Source organism: Brenneria sp. g21c3, from assembly GCF_040240345.1.
Classification (GTDB): domain Bacteria; phylum Pseudomonadota; class Gammaproteobacteria; order Enterobacterales; family Enterobacteriaceae; genus Brenneria.
This window is the reverse complement of record NZ_JBEIAB010000004.1, coordinates 118,117-141,182: the sequence shown is the minus strand read 5'-3', so window position 1 is coordinate 141,182 and position 23,066 is coordinate 118,117. Positions and strand designations below refer to the sequence as shown.

Below are 23,066 nucleotides of genomic sequence, written 5' to 3'. Positions count from 1 at the left end.
TGAAATAATTGCGACATTATTAATGCGGGATGCGATAAAGGATGTAATAAATTATCCTTTATCGAATTTATATTTACATCAAGCGACCAAAACGCGGTATGTTTCTTTCCAGTGAGCTTCGCATTCCATACGGGCATTCGGAATATAATGTGATTTCATACGCCAGTACGGATTATCAATGACCCAGGTGACAACAGCCGTATCATTTAATAACACGGTTTTCTGGATATATATAACAGCGAAATATCCACCTTGATGGTCACTCTTGTAGATCTCGTACCGATGGCGTCCCGTGCCATCATCTTGTACAAAAATCAGTGTTTCTTTAAGAGTTCCCATTAACATAATTGCCTCCACGAATGATGTGAATAGCATTTATCGGCAAAAAATAGAGAAACCTTACTGATTTGTATCACATATCTGGATGTTAGCCAGCAGCAGGAAGCAATGCTATATCATCACGCATAGCGTCATAAGCGTGTGGTATAGCATGCCAGAGGACGGGGAAATTATTTTTTCTTTGAAGCGTTTTTCGTTTTATCTTTAAGTAATGCTCTGATTTTCTTGATTTCTTTAGGTGTTAATGGGACATCCTCTCCCTCTTTTATGTCCTGATTATCCACGGCCTCGGCTGAGGATGAGTTAGCTTTTCCATCATCACCGAAGCTTTGTAATAATCTTGCGCTTACCTCAGCGCTGATTGAAACACCTTTTTCCAGTGCGGCAGCTTTAATTTTCTCTTTCAGATCAACTGGGATCTTCAGCGACAGGCTAGATATCTCACTCATTTTATTACCTTTCTGATGGAATAAAACAACAAGCTATGACAGTACTGAGATAATGTCCAGATGGAAACAAAAATTTAATATTATTGTCACATTGGGTTTGTCATTCGCCACGTATTCACGCTACCTCATCTGATTATAGCGCATCATTTTTCGGCCCCGTTTCAGATATTATTCTCAGGGAGAAATTACCGTATTTTCCAACAAGATAATCACTTATTTATTCGCGTAATCCGCATTATTCACTGCCTTTAAGTGATCGCTATTCTGCAACACTTTGCGTTGATATCTCATATTTTTCCCAAATGGGGCATATCCGCAGCGCCGGCGCCGGGCGCTCCTTTTACCGCGCTGGCTGCCGTTACGCGCGAAATGATAAAGATAGGGGGAGTTTCCCGGATAGGCAGAAATTGATTATTGAATAATGCGTTCTTTGACCTGCCCGTCAGAAATTTTGTGTCACTGCGCCATAGTATGAGCAGCTGTACATGGAATCAATGAGTTAAAAAATTGATCATAAAATATTAACAGCTTAGAATGCAGGCGCATCAAGCATAAAAGGAAGCAAACGTGCCACATCAGACTTTGTGGGAATCAATTAAACTCATTTACGTTATCGGTTTCGTTATTTCACTCGTCGTCACTTTTCTGCTGAGCAGAGATAACTCGCTGACTATTCGGTTTCTCACCTCTTTGCTTATAGGCGTCACATGGCCGTTAAGTTTCCCTGTCGTTTTACTCTTCTCTATTTTCTGACGGCACGCTCTTCTGCGAAGAGCGCTTGCGCCTGACATCAACCCGGTTATGATAGCTGTCTTTACGCAATATTCGCCCCATGAGTAAAATCCTGATTAGTGCTTGTCTGTCTGGTTTCCCGGTACGTTATAACGGTTCTGATAAGAAATCGGTTGCGTCATACCTTGATCAATGGCGACAACAATCCCGACTGGTGGCCTTTTGCCCTGAGCTGGCCGCTGGATTCGCCACCCCTCGCCCCGCGGCAGAAATTATTCCTTCCCAAAATGGAAATGCCGTGATCGCACAAGGGGCCAGCGTTATGGAAGCCACCGGCGCCGATGTAACAGAACGCTATATCTTAGGCGCCTGGCTAACCTTGCAAATGGCGGAACAACACGGATGTCGCTTTGCATTACTCACCGAAGGAAGCCCATCTTGCGGCAGCAACGTGATATACAGCGGCCGGTTTGATGGCCAACAGATAGCGGGAAATGGCGTGACGGCGGAACTGCTGAAAGCGCATGGCATAGAGGTATTTTCCGACAGCGATATCGACCAGTTGATTGCTCGCGTCGAATATACCGATCGTCATGAAAATCAGCGTACCTGATGCCGACCATTCCGCCGCGCCAGGCTCTCATTGACAACGTTGGCGTTCACTTTGATCGACACGATTGCCGTTATTACTCTTGAATCGTGCAAAATCTCCCCAATACTAAAACAAGGTTCACTATTCTGTGGAGGTGATTATGGCTAGTGGCTGGTCGAATGACGGGGCGGTTCAGGATCAAATTGATGCGACAGTAGATGATGCCATTGCACATGCCCGTAGTCAGCTAAGTAGCGGGGAAAGCGCGCATTACTGCGATGAGTGCGGTGATGAAATTCCGGATGCCCGCCGAAATGCTTTGCCCGGCGTGCGCTATTGCATAGACTGTCAGGAAAAACTCGATAAGAAAAGAACGCTCAGCAGCGGCTATAACCGTCGCGGCAGTAAAGACAGTCAGCTAAGATAAATCACCGGCTTATCACGCACGACCGGAATAAGCCGGCTAATCCGCCTAGCGCACGACCAATACCGATGTTTTGGCATGGCGTACAATCGCGGCGGCGTTCGATCCCAGCAGGTAGGTTTTTACATCAGGCCGACGCGAACCAACAACGATCAGGTCGGCATCAATCTCCTCGGCCAGTTGCAACACTTCATCTCTGGGCGTCCCGAAACTCACGCTGAACGATAAACGGGAGGCCGGAAGGTCGATAGTCTTGATTAGGGATTCCAGTTTTTCATCAGCCTTGACGACCGCCTCATTCTTGAACTCTTTGATGCCAAAAGAGTACGCGGATAAAAATGCCGAAGCATCGGGCAATGCATGAAAAAGATGCACCGTCGCATCAGACAGTTTTGCCAGCGTTACCACATGGGCAAGCGCATTCCTGGTTAATTCATCTTCTTCGATATCAACCGGTACTAAAATGGTTTTATACATGACAGCCTCTTTCTTGGTTAACCGTTTAGAAAAAGCCTAGTCGCCCTTGCCGTTCAGTACCATGATCGCCTTCACTTTTCTTGGGTAAACGTGATCCATGCCTGACATGGCACAACCTGAGCGCCATGCGTTTATCTATTCATTACGGCACTTCCCTACGCAATCCCCGACGGGCATGCAGAGGGCGACGAACGCCATACTTTGATGATAAGCCTGTAAATCCTGTACATTAACCTCATGCTTTACATGGATAAACAAGGTGAATTGGTGTGGAAAGCACAACGCTGACAATATTAACCCTCTCAGGCGCTATTCTTTTGGGCGCGATGAGCCCCGGTCAAAGTTTCATTTTGGTGGCAAGAACGGCAGTGGCCTCGTCACGTAAAGCAGCAATGGGAACGGCGCTCGGCATGGGAGTGGGATGCCTGATTTTTGCCGCCCTTGCTTTACTGGGCTTTCATTCCATTCTCACATGGGTTCCGTGGCTTTACAGCCTATTGAAAACGGCTGGGGGACTTTATCTGATTTGGCTGGCGATCAAGATGTTCCGCAAGGCAGGGACGCCGCTAGCCGTTGATGCCTCAGACTCAACGGAAATGAATTTCCGCCAAGCATTTATCACCGGACTACTCACTCAGTTGAGTAACCCGAACACGGCGATAGTCTTCGGCAGTATTTTTGCGGCGATACTGAGTCATAAAATTACGCTATTCATGTACCTCGCATTGCCCGCTATCGCATTCCTGATTGATCTTCTATGGTACGGGTTTGTTGCGTATGTGCTGTCAGCCAGCAGGCCGCGTCAAGTTTACCTGAGCTATAAAGCATCGCTGGATCGGATGAGTGGATGCGTCATGGGTCTTCTCGGTTTTCGTCTTATCGTCCGCTGATACCAGAGCATATTTTCATACTGTCTGTTTGACAAAAAGCGCAGCCAAATTGCCTGAGCCAGACAGGTAAATGGGCTGGCGAATATGTAAAAGTTTGCGTGCCAAGTGGATCGCGCCGTATTACGGACTATCCTTTCAGTGTCGCTTATGAGTAAAACGGAGGCAAAGATGCCAACACAAAATTTTGATAACGAAGCCGAAAATATCGTTGATAAGGTCACAAACAAGGCCGATGAGGCTGCGGGCGCCGCTCAGGAAGCATTCGGCGACGCTGTCGATTCGCCGAAGCATAAAATAAAGGGCGCAACCCGCAAATACGCCGCACAAGCATGCGACACGCTCTGCGATGCGACGGATACTGTGGCGAGTAAAGTAAAAGCGTCGCCAATTGCGAGCCTCCTGGCAGCCGGAACGATTGGTCTTTTGATCGGTCTGCTTGCGCGCCGGAAGTAATCCGCGTCAGCCCGCCTTTCAGGCGCTGTCGGCGTTGTTGCATAAATCAGAGCTAAGACCAAAGCAGCGCCGGCAGATAAGAACTCATGCCAGCGCTCGCCTGTCTATGCACGTCTAATCAGACGCTTTGGTCGCCGATTTCCAAGCGTTCCAGCTTGTATATTGAAATTATTGAGCCGGTGAAATTATCATTTCCTTTTTAATTGCAGGAATGCTCAAGTATTGCTCAAAAATATTTTGTATCTCTTCCGGATAAAGACGCTTACCATCAACATTGAAGCTATAGGGAACAATAATCACTATCACTTGCTTATCTTTTTTATTTTGAATACTTACTGAAGCGCCACGTAAAGAATTAAACTTACTTGTTAAAGCGAGATCTTTAATTTTTTCTTTCAAAAATATTTTCAACGTGTCATTACTATCATATGTATATGAAATGTTTTCAATGCACTCTAAAGGGATCTTTTTATTGAGATCTTTAACTGTCACATCTGTATGCGTTAATTTCACAATGGAAATTTTTCCATCGCCCCATTGTTTAAACGTTAATATAAAGAAAAACACGGTAATAACGCTAAAAAGAATGAGCGCGCCTTTACCTGATGAAGCTTCTAAGTATTTAAACAGTAGGACAACAGCAAAACATAACGACAGTAATGCAATCGTTAGCGATTTAAACTTAGCTTTACTAGAACCCGTAAAAGAAATCTCCTCTGGGATACGACTCAAGTATTCACTTAGCTGTTGAAAACTCATTGGTTGATTAGTCAAAATTTTCCCCTCACAATTAAATATATCTTCATTGATAAAAAATGATATATTAATTAATGCTCATATTAAAATCAATATATTCAAGATAATCGTTTTATACCCTCAATCATTAAGGATCCTTGATTTAGCCGGTGGAAAGTCTACTCCGTAAGTATGTCGCCATTTGCTCTCCCCTCCTCGTGAACAGGTATGGGGCATCCGGTTCAGCAATCTCATTAATATAAAGAAAATTAATTTTCTGCTTAAAGAAGAAAGCAACAGCAGAGACAAGCAGCTTTTAGTCGTCATAAAACCTGACGCTGATTTATGACAGGACAACAAAGGCGTACCAGCGGTGAGCGTTTGCTAATCAGGAAAAATATTCTATCGGCACAAAAGAAAAACGGGCCAGCCGAAGCTAGCCCGTTGAATTGGTTGGCGGAGGAGTAGAGATTCGAACTCTAGAACGCTTTCGCGTCGCCGGTTTTCAAGACCGGTGCCTTCAACCACTCGGCCACTCCTCCGCAATGACGCGCACTATAAACAGAGAGCTGAGCCTTGTAAAGCATCATTGTGTTTAATTGCCTGAAAAATAGTCTCTTGCGCTTCAAGTGAACGCAAAATCGCCACAACGCTCATAAACATATCAATTTTAAGCGTAAAGAAGGGTAAAACGGCTTTAATAACGTTAAGAAACTATTTACTCTTTGAGGTTGAATATGGCCCCCTGAAAGAGAGAGTCGTTATATGGATCGTATTGTTGCTTCATCAACCCGCGAAAGCTCATTGCTTAGCACCCATAGGGTATTGCGTAATACCTATTTCCTGCTATCGCTGACATTAGGCTTTTCTGCCGTTACCGCGACTGCCAGTACGGTATTTAACCTGCCTGCGCCTGGCTTGATATTAATGCTGGTTGGTTTTTATGGTCTGATGTTCCTGACTCACAAGCTGGCAAATAGTCCAGCCGGTATTCTGGCGGCCTTTGCGCTGACGGGATTCATGGGATATACGCTGGGCCCATTGTTAAGTACGCTGATTTCCGCCGGCTCGGGCGACATTATCATGCTCGCTCTGGGTGGTACTGCGCTGGTGTTCTTCTGCTGCTCCGCCTATGTATTGACTACCCGGAAGGATATGTCCTTCCTGTCCGGAATGCTGATGGCGGGCTTTGTTGTGCTGGTGGTCGCCTTTATCGCTAATCTGTTCCTGCAAATTCCGGCGCTGCACCTGGCGATCAGCGCACTATTTATTCTGTTCTCCGCCGGTGCGATTCTCTGGGAAACCAGTAATATCATCCACGGTGGCGAAACCAATTACATTCGAGCCACGGTCAGCCTCTATGTCTCGATATACAACCTGTTCGTCAGCCTGTTGAGCATCCTGGGCATTATGCGTAACGATTGATTGCCGACACGGTTTAATAAAGCCCTGCTTTGTGCGGGGCTTTTTGTTTTGTTCTGGGGAAAAGAAATTTTTGTTAAACTGCCGCGATGTCATATTACGTCAGAGGAAGTATGTTGGAGTTTGAAGGCCGCATCATTGAAACGGATGCGCAAGGTTATCTCATGAACAGCGCTGACTGGAGCGAAGATTTGGCGCCGGTATTAGCGGAACAGGAAGATATTGCGCTGACGGAGGCTCACTGGGAGGTCGTCCGGTTTGTTCGCGCGTTCTATCTGGAATTTAACACCTCCCCCGCCATTCGCATGTTGGTTAAAGCGATGGCGCAAAAATACGGCGAAGAAAAAGGCAACAGTCGCTATCTGTATCGCTTATTCCCCAAAGGACCAGCCAAACAGGCGACAAAAATTGCCGGTTTACCCAAGCCGGTCAAATGTATATAGCGCTAATAACGAATGTTGAACCCGTTGTAATCAACGTTAGCATGTGGCTCGGTAATCACCTTTTCAACCCCGGCGCTACGCGGGCCGCCTTGTTTCAACCACTGGACTAATTGTTCGATCGCCTGATGTTCGCCGCAGGCAACAACTTCTACGCTGCCATCGTCGCTGTTGCGTACATAACCATTGAGACCCAACTGTGTGGCCCGGTATTGAGTGCTGTAACGAAAGCCGACGCCCTGAACTCTCCCATAAACGTAAGCCGCGATAGATAAGGTCGACACGATTCTCCCTCCCATTGTTATTAACAGATAACCACTTTCCCGCGATCTGGCGATATCCGACGAAAAATGAATCATACTAATATCATAGTATTCAACCGAAGAGATCTGTGCAAAAAATAAGCTTACGAACTGTTCGCTCTACTTGAAAAAGCTCAAGGCTCCCCCATTTAGAAAGTGTTATAGATTTCTCAGGAGATTATATGATCATCTGTAAATTTGGAATCGGGCAGCAGATTCGTCATAAACTACTGGGGTATCCGGGCGTCATCATTGATATCGACCCCGAATATTCATTAGAAGTCCCCAAGTGGGAAGAGTTAAACGCCAACGATACGTTGCGGGCTGCGCCCTGGTATCATGTGGTAATGGAAGATGATGAAGGGCAGCCTATTCATACTTATCTGGCCGAAGCCCAACTGATAAAAGAAGAACCTTACCAGGATGAACATCCCTCGTTAGAGGAATTGGCCAAAGTCATCCAACGCCGTGCGCCGCAATTGCGCCATTGATAGCAATGGTATGCGACTCTATTAACATTTACCGGTTACGGCGCGAAAACCGGTAAATGTGGTCGACATGTTATTTTTCCAATCCCAGGCGTGGAATTTCAATTTTAGGACAGCGATCCATAACAACGCGCAGTCCCGCGGCGCTCGCCAGACTGGCAGCCTGCTCATTAATAACGCCAAGCTGTAGCCACAATACATTAGCGCCGATATCGATCGCCTCTTGAGCAATCTCATAGGCGGCTTCCGGTTGGCGGAATACATCAACCATATCAACATGCTGTGGGATTTTATCCAAACTGGCGTAAACCTTCTGCCCTTGCAACGTTTGTCCCGCCAATTTCGGACTCACGGGGACGACCTCATAGCCTTGGTCAAGCAGATAGGCCATGACGCCGTAGCTTGGCCGCGTCGCTTTATCACTGGCGCCGACCAGAGCAATGGTTTTTACTGTTTTAAGCACAGATTCAATATCACTGTCATTCATCATGCTCAGAGTACCTTTTATGAGATGTCATACAGAGTATCGTACATTTTTCGATGAAGGGCGGCATTGCCGGATAATCTAAAAAATCTTTCCTGACGGTTGCATGCGTATAACACGGGAAATAGCCGCAGAATAACATCATAAATAATAACATGATGTTGCAAATTGAAATCTTTGACACATTCCGACAATTGCTTAACAATATTCGGATTAATTGAACTCTTGGGGATATGAATGAAAGCAGGCCTTATCACTGCGTGCCTTTTCATTTCGGTTATAAGCGCGCCAGCCATCGCAATCACGCTGAAGTTGGATCAGAACATTGATCTTATCGTGGTGGATGGGCAAAAGGTATCCAGTACGATTTTGAAAGGCGCTGATAGCCTCGAGCTAGACAACGGGCAACATCAACTTCTTTTTAAAGTGGTAAAAGACATTCGCACCATAAACAACGTCCGGACGACGTATACCTCTCCCGCTTTAATTGCGGCGTTCAATGCCCAGAATCTGGCGTCTGTCTCGTTTAAATTACCCTCGCTGGAAACAAGCCAGGAACGCAAAAACTTTGATCAACAGGCTCATTACCAGCTGATAGATGAAAGACAACAAATCATCCCTACTCGGGTCGATATACTGAACGTCACCGATGATGAGTTGACTCAGAAAATAGAAGAGAAGATGTCTGAATATAACTCGGCAAAACATCGTGCCTCGGTGGCGCAATTTGCTGCCATCATGACGTCAACCAACGACGATCTGTTGGAAGATGGGCCGGTAACAGACAAGCTTGACGCGCCAACCGCCTCCAGCACGTTATTTTCAATCATGCAGTATTGGTTCCAGAAGGCGGATAAAGAAACTCAACAACGCTTCCTGCGCTGGGTACACGAAAAAGACACCCATTAACCCGCCAGAGCGGCTATTTTACGCACAGTTACAACAGATTTTTGGCGGGATACCCGCATTTTTTCTTTTTACCTCTTTGCAGTGAAACAGGGTTTCCGTAATCTGTTTTCCTCACACCGATAGCCCTACCATACCGATGAAGGACGAACCATGGAGTACACCACCCGCACCATCGCCGCGCATAAGCATATCGCCCTGGTCGCGCACGATCACTGCAAACAATCCCTACTGGATTGGGTCGGAACCAATAAAGCGGCGCTTGCTGAACATCAACTTTATGCCACGGGGACGACAGGTAATCTGATTCAGTTGAACACCGGTCTGCCTGTCAAAAGCATGCTAAGCGGGCCAATGGGCGGCGACCAACAGGTTGGTGCGTTAATCTCAGAGGGGAAAATAGATTTGATGATTTTCTTTTGGGATCCGCTTAACGCCGTGCCGCATGACCCCGATGTCAAGGCGCTGCTGCGGTTGGCCACGGTGTGGAATATACCGGTCGCAACAAACCGCTCAACGGCGGATTTTCTGATTAACTCGGAACTGTTTCGACAGCCGGTCGAAATCGCCATCCCGGATTATCAGCGCTATCTTCAAGATCGCCTGAAGTAATTCACCTCTTTAATAACAAGCCGACGCGCCGCCGTCGGCTTTTTTACGGCGACCTTCGACCGCATTGAAAACGATTTATTCCCCTTTATCCATCAAGGTTTGCGTTGCGCCGGCACGCCCAGCTTGCGCAATTGTTCGATAAAGACGGACGGATTTTTACTGTCCTGCAATAGCCACACGCGGTGCCTGGCTCTGGTCAATGCGACATACAGTAACCGCCGCTCTTCCGCATCGGGGAAATCTTCAGGTTCAGGTAAAAGCACCTGTTCAAGAATGGATTCGCGCGGCGGCGCGGGGAAACCATCTTTGCCGTCATGCAGACCGACGATAATCACATATTCGGCCTGCTGACCTTTGCTGGCATGAACCGTCATAAAGTCGATATGTAATTTCGGCCATCTGGTTCCCGCCTTCTGTAATACCTGAGGACGTAAATGATGATAGCGGGACAGCACCAGAATCCGCTCATCGGGCTTAACGAAACCGCTGAGTTTATCCAGCAGAGGCTCTAATTGCTCCTGAGGGAGGATCGTTACTGCTTTCTTATCCCCTTTGTTCAGGCTATTAAGCGGTTTTTTCAGTTGATACGGATTCTGCTGGATAAATTGATTGGCAATCTCGCCGATGCGTTGATTAAAGCGATAGGTTGTATCCAACTCGCATTGTTCGCTTACCCCGAAGCTATGCTCAAACGCCGTTGTCAGCGACAGTTCCGCTCCACTGAAGCGGTAGATGGCCTGCCAGTCATCGCCGACCGCAAACAGGCATGTTCTGCTGTTTTGCCTGCGTAATGCGGACAACAGCGCCGCACGCTGGGGCGAAATATCCTGAAACTCATCGACTAAAATATGCTTCCACGGACTGATAAAACGCCCTTTATCCAATATATTGACCGCCTGGTGGATGAGACCGGAAAAATCCACCGCGCCCTCATCTTTCAGGGCTTTTTTCCAGGCTTTCAACAACGGCGCCATCAAACGGACTTTCTGCTGGAATAACGGTCGGATCTCCTCTGGCGCCTGCTCAATCATTTCACTCTGGCTGCCGCCGTGCATGCGCATCAGGCCAACCCAGCGCTCCAACCGCCCCGCCAGGCGTTCGGCGAGTACCTTGTCGTGCCAGAAATCGCCTTCCGGCAGAGACCACGCCAGTTCGTCAGTCAACCATTGGCGCCAGCCTTTGGCCTGCGTTTTTTTCTCTGAGCACTGTTGTTGCCAATTTCGGATCAGCAAGTCGCGTCGTTTCTTACCATCGCTTTCCAACTGGCTTATCATGGGCGCTTTACGGCTTGCCTGTTCAATAATATGCAATGCCAGCGCATGGAACGTTTTCGCCTGAATGTCTTTCGTGTGTAATCGAGCCTGAATGCGTTCATTCATTTCTTCTGCGGCTTTTCGGCCAAACGCCAACAGCAGAATCTGTTCCGGGACAGCCTCCCCGCGGTGCATTAACCAGGCGGCGCGAGCCACCAGCACAGAGGTTTTACCGCTGCCGGCCCCGGCCAGCACCAATACCGCCTCCTCACCATTCATCACCGCTTTACATTGCGCGACATTCAACGCCGTCGATTCCACCGACTGGAAAAAGCTCTGTTCCGCCGTCAACGTGCGCGCCATCCAGCTCTGGTTGCATTCCACCCGCCGTTTGCCGCCGCGATCGAGCCACTCTCGGCAAAGCTGATAGTTATCCCGGCAAATAGCGAATTCGTCCAGTCGCGTCACCGGCAGCGGCAGCGATGCCAACGTATTGCCGATATTTTCCTGTAATTGCAGCAGCGCCTTGCGGTCAAACCAGCCGTCCTGCTGTTCCAGAGCATGAATTTCGTCAGCCTGTTTTTGCAGCACTTCCGCGCTCACCAGGCTCATTTCCTCGCTCCATGATTGCCAGGACTTGAGCAAATAACGGTAAAACGCCTGCGTTTCCTGCCACTCGGTGCCATGTAAACGCACAACTTTGTCAGCCGGGAGTTCAAACTCCAGTTCTCCCCACACCAGCCCTCTTTTGCAATGAATATTTAAAAGCTGGTTGAACGGGATAATATATTCGTGATTATCGCCACTCACTTCGACGCCCGCGTTGAGCAGCCTCACCCGGTTATACGGATGCTGCGCCAAATGCTTACCTAAAGATGTTGATTTAAGCTCCATTATATTTGCGCCATGAATATTGTGAGATTTGGATCGCCGTCATCGTAGTTTACCTGTTATCCGCCTACAGGCTCTAGCCTTAAAAACAGGTTAGGATATCTTGATAGTTAATGTAATAATTCGTTTATCATCATAGAGTTTGGTCATCCTGAGAACACTGGAGAAATTATGCGCACCGTATTGAATATCCTTAATTTCGTGTTAGGTGGTTTTTTCACCACATTATCCTGGCTGCTCGCCACGGTGGTGAGCGCCTTGCTGATATTCACGCTGCCGCTGACCCGGTCATGTTGGGAAATCACCAAGTTATCGTTCCTGCCTTATGGCAACGAAGCGATTCACGTTGATGAACTGCGTCCGGATGGAAAGAATGCCATTTTAAATGCCGGCGGCGCCGTACTGAATATATTCTGGTTCGTTTTCTTCGGCTGGTGGTTATGCCTGTCACATATTCTCACCGGTATTGCGCAATGTATCACCATCATTGGTATTCCCGTCGGCATCGCCAACTTTAAAATCGCCGCCATCGCACTGTGGCCGGTCGGCCGCCGCGTCGTATCGGTTGAGATGGCTCAGGCAGCCAGAGAAGAAAACGCCCGTCGCCACTATCGTTAACTGAGTCAGAGGAAATCGCGTTGTCCGCATTCATCCCAGGGATCCGTCGGTATCTTTATAACAGCAGTTGGCTGTACAACACCCGCATCTTTATTGCTCTTGCCGGTGCGGCAGCCGTCCCCTTGTGGCTGGGTCAGTCGACGTCAACCATACCGCTTACGCTCGGCGTGGTTGCCGCGGCGTTGACCGACCTTGACGATCGGCTGACCGGACGTTTGCGTAATCTGTTCATTACGTTGATCTGTTTTCTGATTGCCTCCGTTTCAATCGAGCTGCTATTTCCCTATCCCTGGCTATTCGGCATCGGGCTGGCGTTATCTACCTGGGGATTTATCTTGCTCGGCGCGCTGGGTCAGCGTTATGCCACCATCGCCTTCGGCGCATTGTTAATCGCGGTTTACACCATGCTGGGGGTTTCGCTATACGACACCTGGTACCAGCAGCCCGTCCTGCTGCTGATTGGCGCATTATGGTACAACCTTCTCACGCTGCTCGGACACCTGCTCTTCCCTATTCGTCCGTTGCAAGACAATCTGGCGCAGTGTTATCAGCAGTTGGCTCGCTACCTTGATGCCAAAGCCAATCTCTTCGATCCCGATCTTGAAGAAGAGTCAGACAAACCGCTGATTGAAGTGACGATGGTCAACAGTCAACTGGTGGCCACGCTGAATCAAGCTAAATCTTCATTACTGACGCGCTTGCGGGGCGATCGCGGTCAGAGAGGCACGCGCCGGACGCTGCATTACTACTTTGTCGCGCAGGATATCCATGAACGAGCCAGTTCCTCTCATATGAATTACGCTCAGTTGCGTGAAAAACTCCGCTATAGCGATGTGCTGTTTCGTTTTCAGCGCTTGCTCTCCATGCAGGCCCGCGCTTGTCAACAGCTTGCGCAGTCAATTTTATTTCATCAAAAATATCAGCACGATAGCCATATCGATCGTGCATTCGTCCATCTTGAACGGGCAATTACGCGCATTGCTGAAAGCAATAGCGCCGCAGCCTCGCAAATCAAACCGCTGCAATACCTGCTGAACAATCTGCGGGCGATTGACGCACAGCTCTCGACCATTGAATCGGAGCAAACCATCGAACAGGAGAACAATCCGGAAAATACCCTGGCCGATGACAAAATCACCGGCTGGAGCGATATCCGTCTGCGATTGAGCCGCCATCTGACGCCTCAATCCGCCCTGTTTCGCCATGCCGTCCGGATGTCGGTATTGCTTTGCAGCGGTTATGCCATTATCCAACTGACAGGCATGCAGCATGGATATTGGATACTGCTAACCAGTTTATTCGTCTGCCAGCCTAACTATAACGCCACGCGGCGTCGCCTGGCTTTACGCATCATCGGCACATTGACGGGGATTTTGCTGGGATTGCCCATTTTGTATTTTGTGCCGTCGATCGAAGGGCAACTGACGCTCATCGTGATTAGCGGCGTGCTGTTTTTTGCTTTTCGGCATGTGCAGTACGCGCACGCCACCATGTTCATTACGTTGCTGGTGCTATTGTGCTTCAATCTACTGGGTGAGGGCTTTGAAGTCGCCATGCCGCGGGTAGTCGATACCTTAATCGGCTGCGCCATCGCCTGGGCGGCGGTCAGTTTTATCTGGCCGGACTGGCGTTTTCGGGAACTGCCGGCGGTTATTGATAAAACCTTGAGTGCGAATTGCCGCTACCTGAATGCGATTATGGCGCAATACCATCAGGGGAAAGACAATAGCCTGACATACCGTATTGCCCGACGCGATGCCCATAACTGCGATGCGGAATTGGCGTCAGTGGTTTCTAATATGTCCTCGGAGCCGCATGCTACCCGGAATAAAATGGACAATGCCTTTCGCCTGATGTGTCTCAATCATACTTTGCTCAGTTACATCTCCACATTAGGCGCTCATCGCGAAAAAATTTCATCTTCGCAAATCCTGCAATTGCTGGATGACGCGGTTCGCTACGTTGAAGATGCGCTGCATCCTCATGAGAAAGACGATCTGAAAATAAATCAGGAATTGAACGCGATAACCAGCCGCATTCAATCCCTATCGGCGGAACCGGATAGCAAAGAACTATTGGTTCTTCAACAGATTGGCCTACTTATCGAACTATTGCCCGAACTGACGCAATTAAAAAACAGTATTGATTAATTTATTGAAACTATTCAGCCAGTCAACCAGTCCGCATCAATGCTTGTGTCTTTTAAACGAAGACACGGCATTGCTTTCATACCATTCCAGCAACTCATTACGCATGCCATTGGGCAAGGCCGCCTGATGCATGCCGCATATCGCGCCGGCAAGCGCCAGTAATATATTCACGCTCAGATTCGCGCTAATAGCCCTTAGTTTCAGATAGCTTTTTTTGGCGCCATATTGCTGTAATTCGTCAACATTCTTTATGCCGACCTTCCATAATAAGCGCTCCAGATCATGATTGAGGTTAGGTAAATCCTTCAGGCGCCCTGCTTTGCTCTTGGCCGCCTTATCCTGCTGCGCGCCCGACAGAGACATTGCGGCGAAGTGCAATAATTGCCCGTGGTTTTCCCATAGCGACTCATCGACCAGATAATAATTTAACGGAACCGGCATCCCTCGCTTGGTATAAATAAGATGGGGCATATTACGATCGTGGAAGTGTCGTTCATCTTTCTTGCTGGCGCGCAGGTAGAGTTCGCCGCCGGAAACCAGGGCAAAAACAATTTTATTTGCGGCGATACTGTAACCGCCAAATTGGGAGCGTGACGTTATGTCCCCTAAAGAGGCAAAACAATGCTTAGACTGCAAAATCCTTTTTTCGCATAAATGTTTCATTACTGTGACCCTTAGTATTGAAATAAACTGTCCCTGTCAGATTGGAACACCCGTAACAAGAACAAGTAATTAATCACAGGGCAAAGACCTCTTCAAACACAAAATGAGCTTGTTGAGCGTTGCATACCGAATATGCGAAGCGCTTTGAAAAAATCAGGTTGATTTTCACCCGCGCCAGATATACTGTATATGCATACAGCAAAACTATGGGGAGAACTCATTATGCGCACTCAACCACACCGTTTTTACACTGCTCAGCAGACAGCCTTTTCGGGTAGCCCATTATCGACGGCGCCTGCAACAGGTTGCGGCGGCGTTATCAGTGAAATCGCTTATAGCGCGGACCAACCCATAGTTGCGCATTTGCTGCTGCCGCTTTTACAACAACTGGGTGCGCAGTCACGCTGGCTGCTTTGGCTATCCCCCCAGCAGAAACTCAGCCGTCCCTGGTTGCAGCAATCCGGTCTGCCGTTAGATAAAAGCGTTCAGTTAAATCACATCAATCCCCTATTCACGGTAGACGCCATGGAGAAAGCACTTCTATCCGGAAACTATAGCGCGGTGCTATGCTGGTTATCGGACGATTTGACTGAGGAAGAGAAGGTAAGATTGCGTCGGGCGGCCCAATCAGGAAATACCTATGGTTTTATTATGAGACCAGAAAATACGAATATCGGCGCGCATAGACTGTTTCCCAGCCTAAAAATTCACTCAACATTGTATCATTGAGTAAATTCAGAATTATCTCACCCGATTAACGGGATAACCAGAATATTTCCCGGCGGCATAAGCCTTATCAAGGCTTTCTCGTGTGTTTCTCGACAGTAGAAAACCGGCGATATCTGTCAAAAGCATCTACTATTTGTTAGTAAGTGTGTATGAATCGTTAATTTATCTAGAATACGAATCACATCATACTTGTAACTTTCCAATCACGTTGTAGACTTTGACTCGCTGGAGTTGCTCTTTTATAACGCCAATACACTTGGCAGTGAGTAATAAATAAGAGCAAAGTCTCCCGTTAAAGGATTTTAACCAAAGGTCTATTAACCTTCCGCGTTAATTGCCGATTTGGATGATAATGAGGCGTAAAATGAAAAAAACAGCTATCGCAATTGCAGTGGCACTGGCTGGCTTCGCTACCGTAGCCCAAGCCGCACCTAAAGATGACACCTGGTACGTCGGTGGTAAGCTGGGTGTATCTCAATTTCATGACACCGGTTTCTACGGAAACGGTTATGAAAATATCAACAACAACCCAATCAAAAGCAAGTTAGGCGCAGGTGCTTTCCTGGGTTACCAGGCCAACCCTTATCTGGGTTTTGAACTGGGTTATGACTGGTTGGGCCGTATTAAATACGCTGGCTCTTCAGCAGACAGAAACGATAGCGCCAGCTTCAAGGCTCAGGGCGTTCAGGTTGCTGCCAAACTCAGCTACCCGGTACTGCCGGACCTGGACGTTTATACACGTTTAGGCGGTCTGATCTGGCGTGCGGATAGCAATGCCGGCGGCACTCGTAACCTGGACAACGATGACACCGGCGTCTCCCCGCTGGCGGCTCTGGGCGTTGAATACGCCATCAACAAAAACTGGGCTACCCGCGTAGACTACCAGTGGGTTAGCAACATTGGCGACGCCGCTACCGTTGGCGCACGTCCTGATAACCTGCTGATGAGCGTTGGTTTGTCTTACCGTTTCGGTCAGGATGACTACGTTGCGCCGGCCGCTCCGGCTCCGGCTCCGGCTCCAGTTGTTGAAACCAAACGTTTCACTCTGAAGTCCGACGTACTGTTCAACTTCAACAAGGCCACGCTGAAATCAGAAGGTCAGCAATCGCTGGATCAGCTGTATTCTCAGTTGAGCTCTCTGGATCCGAAAGATGGTTCCGTTGTTGTTCTGGGCTTCACCGACCGTTTGGGTTCCGAGCAGTACAACCAGGCGCTGTCTGAAAAACGTGCTCAGACCGTTGTTGATTACCTGGTTTCCAAAGGCATCCCGGCAGACAAGATTTCTGCTCGCGGCCAAGGCGAATCCAACCCTGTTACCGGTTCTACCTGTGACAACGTGAAACCTCGTGCTGCGCTGATCAACTGCCTGGCACCGGATCGTCGCGTAGAGATCGAAGTTAAAGGCATCAAAGACGTGGTAACTCAGCCTCAGGCTTAAGTTTTATCCACAAAGAAAAACCTCGCTTCGGCGAGGTTTTTTTATTCATTCATTCCTATCCATCTACTTACCGACTTCGTAACGCCTTAATTACCGCTGCCTTTATTCAAAATCGCTTTAAGATCCTGCTTGAGCAATGACATCTGACTGGCATATTTTTCTTTATGCTCCGCATCTTCAATCAGTTGCACAATGGTGTCCGATAACGTACTTCCACGTCGCTGCGCTAACCCGGCCAGACGCTGCCAGACCAGAAACTCAAGGTCGATAGATTTTTTCCGGGTATGCTGATGCTCTGCATTAAAATGACGTTTGCGCCGCGCACGGATCGTTTGCTTCATGCGATTTTCCAACGCAGGATTCATGCATTGGTCGATCCATTCCAAAACCTTCACCGGCTGGTTTTCCATTTGCAGTAGCGAATTCACCGCCTCTTCTGCCGCACTCAGCTCAAGGAAGCGAGTAATGGCTTCGCCTTCACGGTGTTTTTTCACCAGATACTTCCATTTCCATCCGCACTCAAGATTTTCTAATTGTTGATATTTCATACTAATTCTTCAGTGACCGCGTAACGTTGATCTTAGGATAACAGCTTTTCTCTGACTTTCACTGTTCTCAGCTTGTTTTTAAGACTATTTTTAAGGCTATTTTTTGCACAAAACAAGCGAATTGAGCACGGCGCATTTACATCATATGGACACGCCGCATGTGCAGCCCGCATTATTCTTGTATAATCACGCTTTTCCTTTAGACGACTACATTTGATACTTTGACCAGTAACCGACTTGCGTGGCAGCACTTACTGCCCAACCATACGCCATATCAAACCCTCTTCGCCCAGGCTGCACAGCTTTCTCCTGCTGAGTTTTCTGTTATTCAGCCGCGCTTGGCCGATAGCCTGACTCTTTTTTGCCATCCTCGTTCACCTTCACGTTTTATGTTATTGAAGGCATTGGAGGATAGCGAATACATGGCACTGATTGAGCGTGCCGTAAATGCCATAAAACCTCAAGCAAACGCACTGTTCGGCAGCAAATATACGGTTGAGGGCGCTGTTGTTCGGGTTCAACCTGCAACGCAGTCCACTGACAATTTTGCATCCCAGGACACTTGTCGTTATCAAGAATGGATTGAACCGGAGCAACTGTTTGGCAGTGTCCGTCATTTCCAGGGTGAAGTGACTCTCACGCCTGGGTTAATTCATAAGGTAAATGGCGGAACACTGATTCTCACTGCCAGAACATTATTGGCTCAACCACTCATGTGGCTGCGTTTAAAGCAAACCATTACGGAAGGGGTATATCGCTGGCTGTCTCCCAATGAACGCAAACCCTTACCGATCGATATTCCGCCAATGCCGCTGGATATCCGCTTAATCATCCTCGGGGATCGGGAAAGTTTAGGGGACATTCATGATATAGAGCCGGACTTGAGCGAACGATCCGTGTACGGCGAATTTGAAGCGCAGCTACAGCTGATTGAAACTGAAGATATGTCACGGTGGTGCGCCTATATCAATGCGCTATGTCAGGAAAATCATCTGCCGCGCCTGGCTGCCGATGCCTGGCCTGAACTCTTCAAACAGGCGGTACGTTATAGCGGCGATCAAGGCTGCCTGCCGCTGTGTCCGCTGTGGCTGACCCAGCAGCTTAAATATGCCGCGCTCTATGCGCAAAGCCAGGAAGTCACGGCTCAGACATTGATTGACGCATCCGCCGCCCGTCGTTGGCGGGAAGGCTATCTGCGCGAACGTATGCAGGATGAAATCGAACTGGGTCAAATACTGATTGAAACGGATGGCTATGTCATTGGACAGGTTAACGGCCTTTCCGTGCTGGAGTATCCCGGCTACCCGATTACATTTGGGGAACCTACGCGCATCAGTTGTGTCGTTCATCCCGGTGATGGCGAATTTACCGATGTTGAACGCAAAGCGGAACTTGGCGGGAATCTGCATGCCAAAGGCATGATGATCATGCAGGCATTCCTGATTTCAGAGTTGGAGCTTGACCAACAGCTCCCCTTCTCCGCTTCAATCGTGTTTGAACAATCTTACGGTGAAGTGGACGGGGACAGTGCGTCATTGGCTGAGCTAAGCGCCTTGATCAGCGCCCTCGCCTTACAACCCATTAATCAGCAGATTGCCGTAACGGGTTCTGTCGATCAATTCGGCCACGTTCAACCCATCGGCGGGGTAAATGAGAAGATTGAAGGCTTCTTTGAAGTATGCCAACGTCGGGGACTGACCGGCCAACAGGGCGTGGTTCTGCCGGCGGCGAACCTCCGCCATCTGTGCCTGCATGAAGAGGTCATTGCTGCCGTTCGCGAAGGACAATTTCATCTTTTCCCGGTGGAAACCGCCCCGGAAGCAATATCATTGCTGACAAACCTGGCTTACAACGATGCGCATCAGCCTAATTTGCTGGCTGCGATTCGTGAAAGAATCGGACAATTAATCCCGCAGGAACGCCGCCGCTTTCCGTGGTTTTTCCGTTAAGTAAACTGGTTTAACCAGACGTAACGGGCTTGCTCAGCGTACATCTGTACGCTAACCTGCGTGCTTCACTAAAACAAGGCTTACAGAGAACATGGTAGATAAACGCGAATCCTATACAAAAGAAGACCTTCTTGCCTCCAGCCGCGGCGAACTGTTTGGCCCGCAAGGACCACAGTTACCAGCTCCTAATATGCTGATGATGGACCGGGTCGTGAAAATGACCGAAGACGGTGGTAATCATGGAAAAGGATATGTGGAAGCGGAACTGGATATCAACCCCGACCTATGGTTCTTTGGTTGCCATTTTATCGGCGATCCGGTAATGCCTGGCTGTCTTGGTCTGGATGCCATGTGGCAACTGGTCGGCTTCTATCTGGGCTGGTTAGGCGGTGAAGGCAAAGGCCGCGCGCTGGGCGTAGGTGAAGTTAAGTTCACCGGACAGGTTTTACCTACCGCCAAAAAAATCACCTACCGCATCCATTTCAAACGCGTTATCAACCGCCGCTTAGTCATGGGTATTGCCGATGGTGAAGTGTTGGTGGACGGGCATTTAATCTATACCGCCGATGAGTTGAAAGTCGGTTTATTCAAAGATACAAGCGCCTTCTGATTTCATCAGCGGGCGAAACGCGTTGACCGCTTTCGCCCGCAGTAATCACGACTCATCGCCGATCGACGAACAACGACGCGGTTTATTTCTGATTATTCATTTCGTTCGCTATTGACTGACGTACGTCCTGCGGAATTTTCAATGATGTCGCCAAGGCATCCAGGTAGCTTTTCTCCATGAAATGATCAACGTCAATCACCGCACAACTCAGAAAATAAACTTCCAGCGCCTCCTCCTCGTTTTTCACATCCCTGGCCAGCAGTTCCGGATCCAACGGTTGCGCAATAGCTTCCTGTACCCAACGTTGGGCCTCATCACCCAATTGCAGTTGCTGAATATTTTCATCAATCCGCTGCTTCTCTGAAGCATCGATATGACCATCGCTTTTAGCCGCAAAGACCAGCGCCTGAATCAGACGCTGCGCGCGGGTAGTATCGGAAGAAGATTGCACGCCAAACTGAGGATCGTCCTGATGAGTATCCCGCACGCGTTTCTTATACTGATTCCACAGCACGACGCCGGCAGCGGCACTCCCGCCGATAATCAATGCATTTTTACCCAGCGATCCCACGATTTTTCTGGCGGATTTATTCGACAATAGCACACCGGCAAGCCCGCCGAGCGCGGCCGGTTTCAACATATCCCCCAAATTACCGTTACTACCGCCTTGATGGCTACCCTGCCTGGGTTTGCCAGAGTTCAATAGACCCTGAATCTGTTGTATCCAGTTATTCATTCTTCACCTCGAGGAAATAGCGTTATAGGTAGCGTGATACCTCTTCATAGTAAGACCTGGGAGGCGTTTTTTTGTCAGGTTATGTATATCAATGAAAAGCCCGCAAGCGACTTTTCAGCAGGTTCCGGACATTATGCCGCATTCTTTAATCTGACGATTTGCGCTTTATTCTGGAAACGGTATACTGAACCCAATAAATTGAAATGCGGTTTTAAAAAATTATATTGTTCGTCACAAAAAAGGAACGATCATGAAAATTGCTTTGATTAATGAAAACAGCCAGGCTGCTAAAAACGAACTCATTGCTGCGACTTTGACCAAAGCGGTCGAGCCTCTGGGCCATACTGTTTTCAACTATGGCCAGTATTCCGCTGAAGATAGCGCGTCGCTGACTTATGTACAGAATGGCATTTTGGCGGCTATTCTGCTGAATTCCGGCGCCGCTGATTACGTCGTCACCGGATGTGGCACCGGCGCTGGCGCGATGTTGGCCTGTAACTCTTTCCCGGGCGTCATCTGCGGCCTGGTGGTTGATCCTTCAGATGGCTACATGTTTGCCCAGATTAACGACGGCAACGCCATTTCTCTGCCATTCGCCAAAGGCTTTGGCTGGGGCGCGGAGTTAAATCTGCAATACATATTCGAAAAGCTGTTCGAAGGTGAAAGCGGCCAGGGTTACCCGCGCGATCGCGTGATTCCGGAGCAGCGCAACAAGAAGATTCTGGATGCGGTCAAAGCGGTTGCCTATAAGGATCTGATCACAATTCTGAAAGAGATCGATCAGGATCTGCTGAAAGGGGCTATCAGCGGCCCTAAATTCCAGGAGTACTTCTTCGCCAACAGCAAGGACGAAGCGCTGAGCAGTTATATTAAAAGCCTGCTGGCCTAAAAAGACGAAATCAACGCATGCCGCAGGTCGCGAAGCAACCTGCGGCTTTTTTATGTCAGCGGCAGGCTATTTACCTGACGAACAAAGGTGAATCTCCTTTTACCAGACGTTCTTGGTCATTAGCGTTCAATGCTTAACCAGACACGCTGAAAGCATTAAATACTGCTTGACCGAAGTAAGGTGACTGCCTATAGTAGCGCCCCGTTGTCACTTACGCGACAACCCCCGGTGAGGTGTCCGAGAGGCTGAAGGAGCACGCCTGGAAAGTGTGTATACGTGAAAACGTATCGAGGGTTCGAATCCCTCCCTCACCGCCATATAAAAGAAAACGCCCCTGACGCAAGTCAGGGGCGTTTTCTTTTATACGTTGATGGACTGATAAGAAACCTCGCCAGGGTTCGACAAAACGGCAGGAACGCCGTTTTGGACCGCCAACGGCGGCCCGCAGGGCGAGCGCCACGGAAGGCGCGAGTCAATCCCGCCGCAAGTCAGGGGCGTTTTCTTTTATATGTTGATGGGACTGATAAGAAACCTCGCCAGGGTTCGACAAAACGGCAGGAACGCCGTTTTGGACCGCCAACGGCGGCCCGCAGGGCGAGCGCCACGGAAGGCGCGAGTCAATCCCGCCGCAAGTCAGGGGCGTTTTCTTTTATATGTTGATGGGACTGATAAGAAACCTCGCCAGGGTTCGACAAAACGGCAGGAACGCCGTTTTGGACCGCCAACGGCGGCCCGCAGGGCGAGCGCCACGGAAGGCGCGAGTCAATCCCGACGCAAGTCAGGGGCGTTTTCTTTTATATATTGATGGGACTGATAAGAAGCCTCGTCAGGGTTCGACAAAACGGCA

General features: G+C 48.7%; 27 protein-coding genes and 2 tRNA genes. 18 read left to right on the top strand and 11 right to left on the bottom strand.

What is annotated here, in order from left to right:
* Window positions 1-78 precede the first annotated feature (78 nt).
* Together ABRZ28_RS08050 and ABRZ28_RS08045 are read right to left on the bottom strand one after the other, a co-directional pair.
* On the bottom strand, window positions 79-345 hold the full coding sequence (locus tag ABRZ28_RS08050) for a hypothetical protein (RefSeq protein ID WP_319603169.1): 267 nt from the start codon (window positions 343-345) through the stop codon (window positions 79-81).
* Between the two features lie 164 nt (window positions 346-509).
* The gene (locus tag ABRZ28_RS08045; protein ID WP_319603170.1) at window positions 510-788 is read right to left on the bottom strand and encodes a hypothetical protein; all 279 of its coding nucleotides are present in this window, start codon (window positions 786-788) and stop codon (window positions 510-512) included.
* Between the two features lie 567 nt (window positions 789-1,355).
* Between ABRZ28_RS08045 and ABRZ28_RS08040 the strand changes: the two genes are divergently transcribed.
* From ABRZ28_RS08040 to ABRZ28_RS08030, 3 genes are all read left to right on the top strand, one after another.
* A complete protein-coding gene (locus ABRZ28_RS08040; protein ID WP_319603171.1) occupies window positions 1,356-1,541 on the top strand; it encodes a GhoT/OrtT family toxin in 186 nt (61 codons plus the stop codon).
* A 79-nt stretch (window positions 1,542-1,620) separates the two neighbouring features.
* Complete coding sequence (locus ABRZ28_RS08035; RefSeq protein ID WP_330519963.1) at window positions 1,621-2,133, top strand: 2-thiouracil desulfurase family protein; 513 nt, start codon at window positions 1,621-1,623, stop codon at window positions 2,131-2,133.
* Window positions 2,134-2,272: 139 nt separating this feature from the next.
* Window positions 2,273-2,539, top strand: coding sequence for a DksA/TraR family C4-type zinc finger protein (locus ABRZ28_RS08030; RefSeq protein ID WP_330519961.1), 267 nt, complete (start codon window positions 2,273-2,275; stop codon window positions 2,537-2,539).
* Between the two features lie 45 nt (window positions 2,540-2,584).
* Here ABRZ28_RS08030 and ABRZ28_RS08025 read toward each other — a convergent pair whose 3' ends face one another.
* Window positions 2,585-3,013, bottom strand: coding sequence for a universal stress protein (locus tag ABRZ28_RS08025; RefSeq protein WP_319603174.1), 429 nt, complete (start codon window positions 3,011-3,013; stop codon window positions 2,585-2,587).
* A gap of 269 nt (window positions 3,014-3,282) precedes the next feature.
* On the opposite strand from ABRZ28_RS08025, the gene ABRZ28_RS08020 reads away from it, so the two are divergent.
* The gene (locus ABRZ28_RS08020; RefSeq protein ID WP_319603175.1) at window positions 3,283-3,903 is read left to right on the top strand and encodes a LysE family translocator; all 621 of its coding nucleotides are present in this window, start codon (window positions 3,283-3,285) and stop codon (window positions 3,901-3,903) included.
* Between the two features lie 168 nt (window positions 3,904-4,071).
* The gene (locus ABRZ28_RS08015; RefSeq protein ID WP_319603176.1) at window positions 4,072-4,356 is read left to right on the top strand and encodes a CsbD family protein; all 285 of its coding nucleotides are present in this window, start codon (window positions 4,072-4,074) and stop codon (window positions 4,354-4,356) included.
* Window positions 4,357-4,524: 168 nt separating this feature from the next.
* Here ABRZ28_RS08015 and ABRZ28_RS08010 read toward each other — a convergent pair whose 3' ends face one another.
* Both ABRZ28_RS08010 and ABRZ28_RS08005 read right to left on the bottom strand, forming a co-directional pair.
* Entirely contained in the window at window positions 4,525-5,130 is a 606-nt protein-coding gene (locus ABRZ28_RS08010; RefSeq protein ID WP_319603177.1) for a hypothetical protein, read from the bottom strand.
* Between the two features lie 415 nt (window positions 5,131-5,545).
* Window positions 5,546-5,633 (bottom strand) — tRNA-Ser (locus tag ABRZ28_RS08005).
* Window positions 5,634-5,856: 223 nt separating this feature from the next.
* Between ABRZ28_RS08005 and yccA the strand changes: the two genes are divergently transcribed.
* Together yccA and tusE are read left to right on the top strand one after the other, a co-directional pair.
* On the top strand, window positions 5,857-6,516 hold the full coding sequence (gene yccA, locus ABRZ28_RS08000) for an FtsH protease modulator YccA (RefSeq protein WP_330519956.1): 660 nt from the start codon (window positions 5,857-5,859) through the stop codon (window positions 6,514-6,516).
* Window positions 6,517-6,626: 110 nt separating this feature from the next.
* Window positions 6,627-6,956, top strand: a complete 330-nt coding sequence (gene tusE, locus ABRZ28_RS07995; protein ID WP_319603179.1) for a sulfurtransferase TusE — start codon at window positions 6,627-6,629, stop codon at window positions 6,954-6,956.
* Window positions 6,957-6,958: 2 nt separating this feature from the next.
* Here tusE and yccX read toward each other — a convergent pair whose 3' ends face one another.
* Window positions 6,959-7,237 (bottom strand): acylphosphatase, encoded by a 279-nt coding sequence (gene yccX, locus ABRZ28_RS07990; protein WP_319603180.1) that lies wholly within the window; start codon window positions 7,235-7,237, stop codon window positions 6,959-6,961.
* A gap of 200 nt (window positions 7,238-7,437) precedes the next feature.
* On the opposite strand from yccX, the gene hspQ reads away from it, so the two are divergent.
* Entirely contained in the window at window positions 7,438-7,746 is a 309-nt protein-coding gene (gene hspQ / locus ABRZ28_RS07985; protein WP_330519953.1) for a heat shock protein HspQ, read from the top strand.
* 70 nt (window positions 7,747-7,816) lie between these two features.
* On the opposite strand, the gene ABRZ28_RS07980 is transcribed toward hspQ, so the two are convergent.
* Window positions 7,817-8,230 (bottom strand): CoA-binding protein, encoded by a 414-nt coding sequence (locus tag ABRZ28_RS07980; RefSeq protein WP_319603381.1) that lies wholly within the window; start codon window positions 8,228-8,230, stop codon window positions 7,817-7,819.
* A 234-nt stretch (window positions 8,231-8,464) separates the two neighbouring features.
* On the opposite strand from ABRZ28_RS07980, the gene ABRZ28_RS07975 reads away from it, so the two are divergent.
* Window positions 8,465-9,136 carry a DUF2057 family protein gene (locus tag ABRZ28_RS07975; protein WP_319603182.1) on the top strand — a complete coding sequence of 224 codons (672 nt, stop codon included), beginning with the start codon at window positions 8,465-8,467 and terminating at the stop codon, window positions 9,134-9,136.
* Window positions 9,137-9,286: 150 nt separating this feature from the next.
* Window positions 9,287-9,745: a methylglyoxal synthase gene (locus ABRZ28_RS07970; protein ID WP_319603183.1), complete on the top strand. Its 459-nt coding sequence runs from the start codon at window positions 9,287-9,289 to the stop codon at window positions 9,743-9,745.
* Between the two features lie 92 nt (window positions 9,746-9,837).
* Here ABRZ28_RS07970 and helD read toward each other — a convergent pair whose 3' ends face one another.
* Entirely contained in the window at window positions 9,838-11,892 is a 2,055-nt protein-coding gene (helD, locus tag ABRZ28_RS07965) for a DNA helicase IV (RefSeq protein WP_330519951.1), read from the bottom strand.
* A gap of 168 nt (window positions 11,893-12,060) precedes the next feature.
* Here helD and ABRZ28_RS07960 point away from each other — a divergent pair, with 168 nt between their 5' ends.
* Together ABRZ28_RS07960 and yccS are read left to right on the top strand one after the other, a co-directional pair.
* Window positions 12,061-12,507 (top strand): YccF domain-containing protein, encoded by a 447-nt coding sequence (locus ABRZ28_RS07960; protein ID WP_319603185.1) that lies wholly within the window; start codon window positions 12,061-12,063, stop codon window positions 12,505-12,507.
* Window positions 12,508-12,527: 20 nt separating this feature from the next.
* Entirely contained in the window at window positions 12,528-14,657 is a 2,130-nt protein-coding gene (gene yccS / locus ABRZ28_RS07955) for a YccS family putative transporter (RefSeq protein ID WP_319603186.1), read from the top strand.
* Between the two features lie 36 nt (window positions 14,658-14,693).
* Here yccS and ABRZ28_RS07950 read toward each other — a convergent pair whose 3' ends face one another.
* Window positions 14,694-15,320, bottom strand: coding sequence for a TfoX/Sxy family DNA transformation protein (locus tag ABRZ28_RS07950; protein WP_319603187.1), 627 nt, complete (start codon window positions 15,318-15,320; stop codon window positions 14,694-14,696).
* A gap of 222 nt (window positions 15,321-15,542) precedes the next feature.
* Here ABRZ28_RS07950 and sulA point away from each other — a divergent pair, with 222 nt between their 5' ends.
* Entirely contained in the window at window positions 15,543-16,049 is a 507-nt protein-coding gene (sulA, locus tag ABRZ28_RS07945; protein WP_330519948.1) for an SOS-induced cell division inhibitor SulA, read from the top strand.
* A gap of 364 nt (window positions 16,050-16,413) precedes the next feature.
* Complete coding sequence (gene ompA, locus ABRZ28_RS07940; protein ID WP_319603189.1) at window positions 16,414-17,487, top strand: porin OmpA; 1,074 nt, start codon at window positions 16,414-16,416, stop codon at window positions 17,485-17,487.
* 86 nt (window positions 17,488-17,573) lie between these two features.
* Here the strand turns inward: ompA and matP are convergent, their stop codons facing one another.
* Complete coding sequence (gene matP, locus ABRZ28_RS07935; RefSeq protein ID WP_319603190.1) at window positions 17,574-18,035, bottom strand: macrodomain Ter protein MatP; 462 nt, start codon at window positions 18,033-18,035, stop codon at window positions 17,574-17,576.
* 221 nt (window positions 18,036-18,256) lie between these two features.
* Here matP and ABRZ28_RS07930 point away from each other — a divergent pair, with 221 nt between their 5' ends.
* Together ABRZ28_RS07930 and fabA are read left to right on the top strand one after the other, a co-directional pair.
* Window positions 18,257-19,984 (top strand): AAA family ATPase, encoded by a 1,728-nt coding sequence (locus tag ABRZ28_RS07930; protein WP_319603191.1) that lies wholly within the window; start codon window positions 18,257-18,259, stop codon window positions 19,982-19,984.
* Between the two features lie 91 nt (window positions 19,985-20,075).
* On the top strand, window positions 20,076-20,594 hold the full coding sequence (gene fabA, locus ABRZ28_RS07925) for a bifunctional 3-hydroxydecanoyl-ACP dehydratase/trans-2-decenoyl-ACP isomerase (protein ID WP_319603192.1): 519 nt from the start codon (window positions 20,076-20,078) through the stop codon (window positions 20,592-20,594).
* A gap of 82 nt (window positions 20,595-20,676) precedes the next feature.
* Here the strand turns inward: fabA and ABRZ28_RS07920 are convergent, their stop codons facing one another.
* A complete protein-coding gene (locus tag ABRZ28_RS07920; protein WP_319603193.1) occupies window positions 20,677-21,330 on the bottom strand; it encodes a tellurite resistance TerB family protein in 654 nt (217 codons plus the stop codon).
* Window positions 21,331-21,580: 250 nt separating this feature from the next.
* Between ABRZ28_RS07920 and ABRZ28_RS07915 the strand changes: the two genes are divergently transcribed.
* Window positions 21,581-22,219 (top strand): RpiB/LacA/LacB family sugar-phosphate isomerase, encoded by a 639-nt coding sequence (locus ABRZ28_RS07915; RefSeq protein ID WP_319603194.1) that lies wholly within the window; start codon window positions 21,581-21,583, stop codon window positions 22,217-22,219.
* Between the two features lie 227 nt (window positions 22,220-22,446).
* A tRNA-Ser gene (locus ABRZ28_RS07910) sits at window positions 22,447-22,536 on the top strand.
* Window positions 22,537-23,066 lie beyond the last annotated feature (530 nt).

Coding starts and splice junctions, on each gene's coding strand:
- hspQ (WP_330519953.1), top strand. CDS start 7,438: ATGATCATCTGTAAATTTGGAATCGGGCAGCAGATTCGTCATAAACTA.
- ABRZ28_RS07950 (WP_319603187.1), bottom strand. CDS start 15,320: ATGAAACATTTATGCGAAAAAAGGATTTTGCAGTCTAAGCATTGTTTT.
- ABRZ28_RS08030 (WP_330519961.1), top strand. CDS start 2,273: ATGGCTAGTGGCTGGTCGAATGACGGGGCGGTTCAGGATCAAATTGAT.
- ABRZ28_RS08045 (WP_319603170.1), bottom strand. CDS start 788: ATGAGTGAGATATCTAGCCTGTCGCTGAAGATCCCAGTTGATCTGAAA.
- matP (WP_319603190.1), bottom strand. CDS start 18,035: ATGAAATATCAACAATTAGAAAATCTTGAGTGCGGATGGAAATGGAAG.
- helD (WP_330519951.1), bottom strand. CDS start 11,892: ATGGAGCTTAAATCAACATCTTTAGGTAAGCATTTGGCGCAGCATCCG.
- ABRZ28_RS07920 (WP_319603193.1), bottom strand. CDS start 21,330: ATGAATAACTGGATACAACAGATTCAGGGTCTATTGAACTCTGGCAAA.
- ompA (WP_319603189.1), top strand. CDS start 16,414: ATGAAAAAAACAGCTATCGCAATTGCAGTGGCACTGGCTGGCTTCGCT.
- ABRZ28_RS07975 (WP_319603182.1), top strand. CDS start 8,465: ATGAAAGCAGGCCTTATCACTGCGTGCCTTTTCATTTCGGTTATAAGC.
- ABRZ28_RS07960 (WP_319603185.1), top strand. CDS start 12,061: ATGCGCACCGTATTGAATATCCTTAATTTCGTGTTAGGTGGTTTTTTC.
- ABRZ28_RS07970 (WP_319603183.1), top strand. CDS start 9,287: ATGGAGTACACCACCCGCACCATCGCCGCGCATAAGCATATCGCCCTG.
- fabA (WP_319603192.1), top strand. CDS start 20,076: ATGGTAGATAAACGCGAATCCTATACAAAAGAAGACCTTCTTGCCTCC.
- ABRZ28_RS08050 (WP_319603169.1), bottom strand. CDS start 345: ATGTTAATGGGAACTCTTAAAGAAACACTGATTTTTGTACAAGATGAT.
- ABRZ28_RS07915 (WP_319603194.1), top strand. CDS start 21,581: ATGAAAATTGCTTTGATTAATGAAAACAGCCAGGCTGCTAAAAACGAA.
- ABRZ28_RS07980 (WP_319603381.1), bottom strand. CDS start 8,230: ATGAATGACAGTGATATTGAATCTGTGCTTAAAACAGTAAAAACCATT.
- ABRZ28_RS08015 (WP_319603176.1), top strand. CDS start 4,072: ATGCCAACACAAAATTTTGATAACGAAGCCGAAAATATCGTTGATAAG.
- ABRZ28_RS08025 (WP_319603174.1), bottom strand. CDS start 3,013: ATGTATAAAACCATTTTAGTACCGGTTGATATCGAAGAAGATGAATTA.
- sulA (WP_330519948.1), top strand. CDS start 15,543: ATGCGCACTCAACCACACCGTTTTTACACTGCTCAGCAGACAGCCTTT.
- tusE (WP_319603179.1), top strand. CDS start 6,627: ATGTTGGAGTTTGAAGGCCGCATCATTGAAACGGATGCGCAAGGTTAT.
- yccA (WP_330519956.1), top strand. CDS start 5,857: ATGGATCGTATTGTTGCTTCATCAACCCGCGAAAGCTCATTGCTTAGC.
- ABRZ28_RS08035 (WP_330519963.1), top strand. CDS start 1,621: ATGAGTAAAATCCTGATTAGTGCTTGTCTGTCTGGTTTCCCGGTACGT.